At 75.9% G+C, this 6,480-nt stretch carries 7 protein-coding genes; 5 read left to right on the top strand and 2 right to left on the bottom strand.

From position 1 onward, the window contains the following. Positions 1 to 751 (top strand): polysaccharide deacetylase family protein (locus ACZ60B_RS38990; protein ID WP_469395847.1); only part of this gene is annotated, 751 nt, incomplete at its 5' end. Between the two features lie 28 nt (positions 752 to 779). Here the strand turns inward: ACZ60B_RS38990 and ACZ60B_RS38985 are convergent. Together ACZ60B_RS38985 and ACZ60B_RS38980 are read right to left on the bottom strand one after the other, a co-directional pair. Beyond that, complete coding sequence (locus ACZ60B_RS38985) at positions 780 to 1,451, bottom strand: ABC transporter (protein ID WP_469395845.1); 672 nt, start codon at positions 1,449 to 1,451, stop codon at positions 780 to 782. Further along, complete coding sequence (locus ACZ60B_RS38980) at positions 1,448 to 2,317, bottom strand: ABC transporter ATP-binding protein (protein ID WP_469395843.1); 870 nt, start codon at positions 2,315 to 2,317, stop codon at positions 1,448 to 1,450. Before ACZ60B_RS38980 ends, ACZ60B_RS38985 begins: the two co-directional genes overlap by 4 nt. A 36-nt stretch (positions 2,318 to 2,353) precedes the next feature. Between ACZ60B_RS38980 and ACZ60B_RS38975 the strand changes: the two genes are divergently transcribed. From ACZ60B_RS38975 to ACZ60B_RS38960, 4 genes are all read left to right on the top strand, one after another. Next, a complete protein-coding gene (locus tag ACZ60B_RS38975) occupies positions 2,354 to 3,070 on the top strand; it encodes an aminoacyl-tRNA hydrolase (RefSeq protein WP_469395841.1) in 717 nt (238 codons plus the stop codon). Between the two features lie 229 nt (positions 3,071 to 3,299). Then, the gene (locus ACZ60B_RS38970) at positions 3,300 to 4,619 is read left to right on the top strand and encodes an MbnB/TglH/ChrH family RiPP precursor modification enzyme (protein WP_469395838.1); all 1,320 of its coding nucleotides are present in this window, start codon (positions 3,300 to 3,302) and stop codon (positions 4,617 to 4,619) included. 119 nt (positions 4,620 to 4,738) lie between these two features. After that, positions 4,739 to 5,518, top strand: a complete 780-nt coding sequence (locus tag ACZ60B_RS38965; RefSeq protein ID WP_469395836.1) for a DUF4142 domain-containing protein — start codon at positions 4,739 to 4,741, stop codon at positions 5,516 to 5,518. A gap of 79 nt (positions 5,519 to 5,597) precedes the next feature. Next, a complete protein-coding gene (locus tag ACZ60B_RS38960; protein ID WP_469395834.1) occupies positions 5,598 to 6,374 on the top strand; it encodes a TIGR04222 domain-containing membrane protein in 777 nt (258 codons plus the stop codon). The last annotated feature ends 106 nt before the right edge of the window (positions 6,375 to 6,480 follow it).

The following is a 6,480-nucleotide window of genomic DNA, read 5'->3' as shown; positions in this document are numbered from 1 at the left end:
CCCCTCCCCCGCGGCCCCCTCCCCCGCGGTCTCCCGGCCGCCGACCCTCGCGCCCGGGCCCGCCGGTCTCACCCCGGTCTTCAAGAACGGACCCCGCACACCGGACCGGACCGTCGCCCTGACCTTCGACGCCGACATGACCGCCGACGAGGGGCCGCGTGCGGCGGCCGGCGAGCACTTCGACAACCCGCAGCTCATCGCGACGCTGCGGGCGCTGAAGGTGCCGGCCACCGTGTTCATGACCGGGCGGTGGGCCGAGGAGTACCCGATCCAGGCCCGCTCGATCGGACGGGACCCGCTGTTCGAGATCGCCAACCACTCCTACAGCCACTACGCCTTCACCGGCGACTGCTACGGCCTGCCGACCGTGTCCGAGGACCGGATGCGCTCGGAGGTGGAACGGACGTACACCGCCCTCCGCAAGGCGGGGGTGGACGACGCGATGCCGTACTTCCGCTTCCCCGGAGGCTGCTACGACCAGAAGGCGCTGCGCGCGCTGAGCGCCACCGGCGTCACGGCGGTGCAGTGGGACGTGGTGAGCGGGGACGCGTTCGCCACCGACTCCGACGCCGTGGCCAGGCAGGTCCTGGAGGGCGTGAAGCCCGGCTCCGTCGTCGTCATGCACTGCACGCGCAGCGCCGCCCCGGCGACCGAGCGGGCCGTGCGCCTGGTCGTGCCCGAACTGCGCAAGCAGGGCTACCGGTTCGTGAAGGTGTCCCAGCTGATCGGAGCCGCCGACCGCAGGCGATGACCCCCGCCGGAAACGGCGTACGGACCTCTCACGGCGCTCGCCGGGAGGTGAGCGCGCAGGTCACGGCGGCCGCCGCGGTCGTGAGCAGCACGGCGGCGGCGAGGGGCAGCAGGGGCACCGGCACCTTCCCGGACTGCGAACCGGCGACCAGGCCGCCGACCGCCGCGTGCGCCGGGGACCCGGTCACCACCAGGGACAGCAGGGCCGCGAGCAGCAGCGCGGGCACCGCGCGGCCCGGCGAGCGCAGCACCGGCCAGGCGGTGAGCGCGCCGACGGCCGCCCCGAGCAGGGCACAGACCAGGACGGCCAGCAGCCCGGCACCGGCCGCGGGCAGCGGCGGCACCCGGGTGCGGTGGTCGGTGCTCACCGGATCGCTGATCAGCGTCACGACGGCGGTCGCGGCCGCGCCCAGTGCGGTGGCGCAGGCCAGGGCCACCAGCAGACAGGCCAGATGCGCCCGCGCCGGGGTGGTCGCCGCCGCGACCACGCCACGGGCCGCGGGCGGCTCGTTGGTGACGCAGATCCGCACCAGCCACGCGGCGACGGGCAGCAGGGCGGCGGCCGCGTAGCCGAGGGAGTCGAGCACCGGCTGCCCGCCCTGGAGGCCGATCGCGAGGAAACCGGCGTACAGGATGAACGGCGGCAGCCAGCGCTGCGAGCGGACCAGCAGGGCGGTCTGGTAGCGGACGAGGGCGGTCACGGGCGGCTCTCCTCGACGGGTCCGACGACGGGGCCGACGCTCACCACGTGCCAGGGCGGGCGTGCGGTCAGCAGGGCACGGAGCAGGACGTCCGAGTGGGACGCGGGGACGGTGAGCCGGTGGACACCCGGGGCGGCCTCGTCGACGGCGGTGGCCCAGCGGGCGGCGTCGGCGGGCGGGGCGGCCCCGGCCGGTCCGCGGGCCTCCACGAGCACGGCGGGGCCGGCCGCCGGAGCGGTTTGTTCCGTACGCAGGCCGAGCGCGCCTTCGCGCACGGTGTACGTGGCGTCGGGCACCCCCTCCAGCCGGCGCGGGTCGTGGTCGACGAAGACGACGGCCGCGCCGGCGGCGGTGCGCTCGGCGACGGCCCGCTCCAGTTCGGCGCGGGCGTCGGCGTCCAGGCCGGTCCACGCCTCGTCGAGCACCAGCAGCTCCGGTTCGGCCACCATCGCCTGGGCGACCGCGACCTTCTGGCTGCTGCCCTTGGACAGCCGTGCCATCGGGGTGCGGGCGTAGGCGGCGGCGCCGAACCGCTCCAGCCACTGCTGCGCGGCCCGGGCGGCCGCCGCGCGCGACAGGCCGTGCACGGTGCCGAGGTGGGTGAGGTATCCGGACGGGGTGAAGGGCAGCGCCGACGGGAAGCGTTCGGGCACGTACGCCGTGCGGGGCCGGCCGGTGATCCGGCCCTCGCTGGGGGCGTCGATCCCGGCCAGGACGCGCAGGAGGGTGGACTTGCCGGTGCCGTTGGCGCCCTCCAGGCGGACCAGGGTCCCGGGGGACACGGTCAGGTCGATGCCGCGCAGCACCCAGGGGCCCCGTAAGCCGTAGCGCCGGCCCACGTCGACCAGTCGCAGATCACGTTCCATGGAGGCATCTTCCCCCGCCCCTTAGGGTGGGCTGTCGTGAGCCCCGATCCGACACCCCTCGCCGACAGTCCCTTCCGGTCCGAGCCCAGCGCCCGCGACCAGGCACCCCAGTACGTCCTGCCGCTGGTGGTGCGCATCGAGCGGGCCGAGCCGCCCGAGCGCACGGACGCCCTGGAGACCGCCGCCCGCGCGGTGCTCAGGATGCTGGACGACGAACGCTCGGCGGGCGACGGCGCCTGGGCGCAGGCGGTCCGGGACTGGCAGGACGCCCGCATCCGCAAGGTCGTGCGGCGGGCGCGCGGGGCCGAATGGCGCCGGGCCGAGGCGCTGCCCGGGATCACGGTCACCGGGACGTCCGCGGAGGTACGGGTGTTCCCGCCGGTCCCGCTGGACGGCTGGCCCAAGGAGCTGGTGAAGCTCCAGGTCTCCGGCACCGACCTCGACGACCCGCGGCCGCCGGCCGACGCCGCGCCCGGCACACCGGTGCTGTGGTTCAACCCGGAGGTCCCGATGTCGGCGGGCAAGGCGATGGCCCAGGCCGGGCACGGCGCCCAACTCGCCTGGTGGGAACTGTCGGACGAGGAGCGCCGCACCTGGCGCGACGCCGGCTTCCCGCTCGCCGTGCGCACGGCCGATCCCCTGCGGTGGCGCGAACTGACCGTCAGCGGGCTGCCGTTGGTGCGCGACGCGGGCTTCACCGAGATCGCGCCGGGCAGTTGCACGGTGATCGCCGAGCATCCGGCCCTGCGGTAGTCACGGCCCGGCACGGGCGGCCCACCGGGGCGACGGCCTCGCCCGGCGGCCCGGCGGCCTCGCGGGCCGGGGTCCCGCAGGCCGGTGGCCCGGCGACCCTGCGGCGCGAACCTCAAATGTTGCTCTGAAGACGGGAGCGGCAGGGTTCGGTGCTCGGCGCCGGGGCGATACCTCCGTCACCAGGGAGGGGCCGCGGCGGGGGCCGACGGGGGCCCCGGAGGAGGGGACCATGGAGCGACTCGGCACGGGAATCGGCTGGCGGCCGGAGATCGCCGACGCGGTGGAGCGCATGCCGGGCGTCGACTGGGTCGAGGTCGTGGCGGAGAACCTGTGCCCCGGCCACCTCCCCGCCTCCCTGCGACGGCTGCGCGAGCGCGGGGTGACCGTGGTCCCGCACGGCGTCTCCCTGGGACTCGGCGGCGCCGACCGCCCCGACGAGGGCCGGCTGGCCGCCCTCGCCGAGCGGGTCGAGACGCTGGGCGCGCCGCTGGTCACCGAGCACATCGCGTTCGTGCGGGCCGGCGGGCCGCTGACCGCCTCCCCGCGGCTGGAGGCCGGTCATCTGCTGCCCGTCCCGCGCACCCGGGACGCCCTCGACGTGCTGTGCGAGAACGTCCGTATCGCGCAGGACGCCCTGCCCGTGCCGCTCGCCGTCGAGAACATCGCCGCGCTGTTCTCCTGGCCGGACGAGGAGCTGACGGAGGGGCAGTTCCTGTACGAGCTGGCCGACCGTACCGGTGTGCGGCTGCTCGTCGACGTGGCGAACCTGCACACCAACCACGTCAACCGCGGTGAGGACCCGGCCGCGGCGCTCGCCGCGCTCCCCCTGGAGGCCATCGCGTACGTGCATGTCGCGGGCGGCTTCGAACGGGACGGCGTCTGGCACGACAGCCACGCCCACCCGGTGCCCCGGCCGGTCCTGGACATCCTGGCCGACCTCGCCTCCCGGGTGACCCCGCCGGGCGTCCTGCTGGAGCGGGACGAGAACTTTCCCGAGCCGAGCGAACTGGAACGGGAACTGGGGGCGATCCGGGACGTCCTGGAGAAGGGGCGGGCCGCCGCGGCCGACCGGCCCGCGCCCGCGCCGCCGGCCCCGGACTCCCCCGTCACCGGACACCTGGATCCGGCCCGTCAGCGTCTCGCCCTCGCCGAGGCCGCGCTGCTGTCCGCGCTGGTGGCGGGGACGCCCGCGCCCGAGGGGTTCGACCGGATGCGTCTGGGGGTGCAGGCGCGGGCGCTGGCCGGGAAGCGGGCCGACGTCGTGGCGAAGGTCGCGCCGGAACTGCCGGAGATCCTCGGTGACGAGTACCGGCCGGTGTTCCTCGGCTACGCCCAGCGGCACCCGATGACGGGCGGCTACCGGCGCGACGCGCTGGACTTCGTGGCGGACCTGCTGCTCGCCGGGCGGCCGGCGGACGGGCGGACCCGGCGGGCGCTGCGGGAGTGGTGGCTGGAGCGGTCGGGTCCGGCGCCGCGCTCCGCCCGGCCGGGGGTGCGGCTCGCCCGCGCGACGCGTCAGGCGCTGCGCCGGCCGCTGAGCCGCCACTGAGCCGTCACCGAGCGAGCCGCAACCCCCGTCCCCTGTACGGCAGTCGGCGTAGAAGCCGCGATAACCCGGCTGTCCCGTACCGAAGCCGGTTAGCGTGCGGTGCCGCAACAGGAGGCACCATGCGACGACCCCGACCCCCCGTGCACGGCAGAGGCCTGTTCAGTGGCACCGGCCTCATCATCGTCTGTCTCGCCGCCACCATGTGCGCGCTGCTCTACCCGATCTGGTCGTACACCGACCGACGCCCGGCCGGTGTGGACGTGCTCGGCCCACAGACCGTGCGGACGCGGTACGGGCCGCTGTCCGGTCTCGACCGCGACTTCCTCACGAAGGCCCGGCCGGCGGGCCTGTGGGAGCTGTCCGCGGGGCGCCAGGCCGGGCGCAAGGGCACCACGCGGGCCGTGCGGACGGCCGGGGAGCACCTGGTCGAGGGGCACACGTACCTGGACGCGCGGATACGTGACGTCGCCGCGCGGCTGGGGCTCGCGCTGCCCGACGAGCCCGACGCGCAACAGCGGGCCTGGCTGAAGGAGTTGGACGCGGCGCAGGGCACGGAGTACGACCGCAGGTTCGCCGACGTCCTGCGGCTCGCGCACGGCCGGTCGTTCACGCTCGTCGCCCAGGTGCGGGCCGGTACCCGCAACTCCCTGGTGCGCGACCTCGCCGACGACGCGATCACGACCGAACTGGACCACATCAGGGTCCTGGAGGCCACCGGATACGTCGACTTCAACGCCCTGGCCCGGGAGTCGGACGCCACGCGCACCCCACCGGTCTCCCACTTCCCCGTGCCGCTCGACCCGACGACCGACCCCGCGGGCGGGGTCCCGGCCGCGCCGGGGCCGAGCGCCTCCCCCGCCTACCCCCTGCCGCCGGCCACCTCCGGCCCGCCGCCGTGACGTCACATATCCGCAACACCGCGTCCGGATCGTGAACAGGGCATGGCGCCTCACGGTGCCCTTGGCATAGAAACACGGCATGTTCTGGGTCCTCTTCCTGCTGTCCGCCTGGGCCGTGGCCGCCGTCTCGTGCACCCGCCTGTGCCTGGCCGCCGCACGCGCGGCCGTCGTCGACACGGACCCGGACGCGACCCACGATCTGACGCTCTACGAAGCCGCGTTCCTGTCCGGCGGGCCCGCCCGGGTCGCCGAGCTGACCCTGGTGTCGATGGCCCGTCAGCGTCGGCTGCTGCTCGCGCACACCGGCTGGGCGACCGTCGTCGATCCGCGCGGGCGGGACGACATGGAGCGGTCCGTCATCGGGGCGATCGGGCCCGAGGGGCAGTCGCGCATAGCGCCGGTGCGGGCCGGCGCGGCCGCCGCCGACGCGGTGCGCAGCCTCGCCGACCGGCTGGTGAGCGCGGGCCTGGCCGTACCCGACGGGGCCCGTACGACGGTGGCGGCGGGCGTCCGCCAGGTGCGGGCCGCCGCGCTGGCCGTCCTGGCGCTGGGCGCCGTCGCGCTGTCGATGCCCGGCCAGCCGGACATGCCGCGCACCCTGGTCGCGCTCTGGTTCGCGCTGCCCCTCGCGCTCACCCTGAGCTGCCTCGTGATCGCGCGGGTCGAGGTCCACCCGTACTCGCGCTGGGCCTCCCCGGCCGGGCAGCGGCTGCTGGGCGCCCTGGCACAGCAGGGCGGCGGCCCCGGCGACGACCGCACCTACCTGACGTCGGTCGCGGTGCGCGGGGTCCGCGCCGTCGGCGAGCCCGAACTGCGGGCGGCCTTCGAGCAGCGCACACCGTACTGGCACGACTGACCGCGCCCGCGCCCGGCGGGGGCGTGCGGAGGCATTGGCGCCGACACCGGCAGACGGTGCTTGCCTTCCCCCGCACCCCCACGAAACATCCCCTTTGTCGCCGCCG

It is taken from the genome of Streptomyces sp. NPDC104096 (assembly GCF_055584385.1).
Note: the sequence above shows the minus strand (reverse complement) of the source record. Positions and strands in the feature narration are given on the sequence as shown.

Excerpts from the sequence above, each read along its gene's own strand:
- ACZ60B_RS38980 (WP_469395843.1), bottom strand. The coding sequence starts at position 2,317 with ATGGAACGTGATCTGCGACTGGTCGACGTGGGCCGGCGCTACGGCTTA.
- ACZ60B_RS38970 (WP_469395838.1), top strand. The coding sequence starts at position 3,300 with ATGGAGCGACTCGGCACGGGAATCGGCTGGCGGCCGGAGATCGCCGAC.
- ACZ60B_RS38965 (WP_469395836.1), top strand. The coding sequence starts at position 4,739 with ATGCGACGACCCCGACCCCCCGTGCACGGCAGAGGCCTGTTCAGTGGC.
- ACZ60B_RS38960 (WP_469395834.1), top strand. The coding sequence starts at position 5,598 with ATGTTCTGGGTCCTCTTCCTGCTGTCCGCCTGGGCCGTGGCCGCCGTC.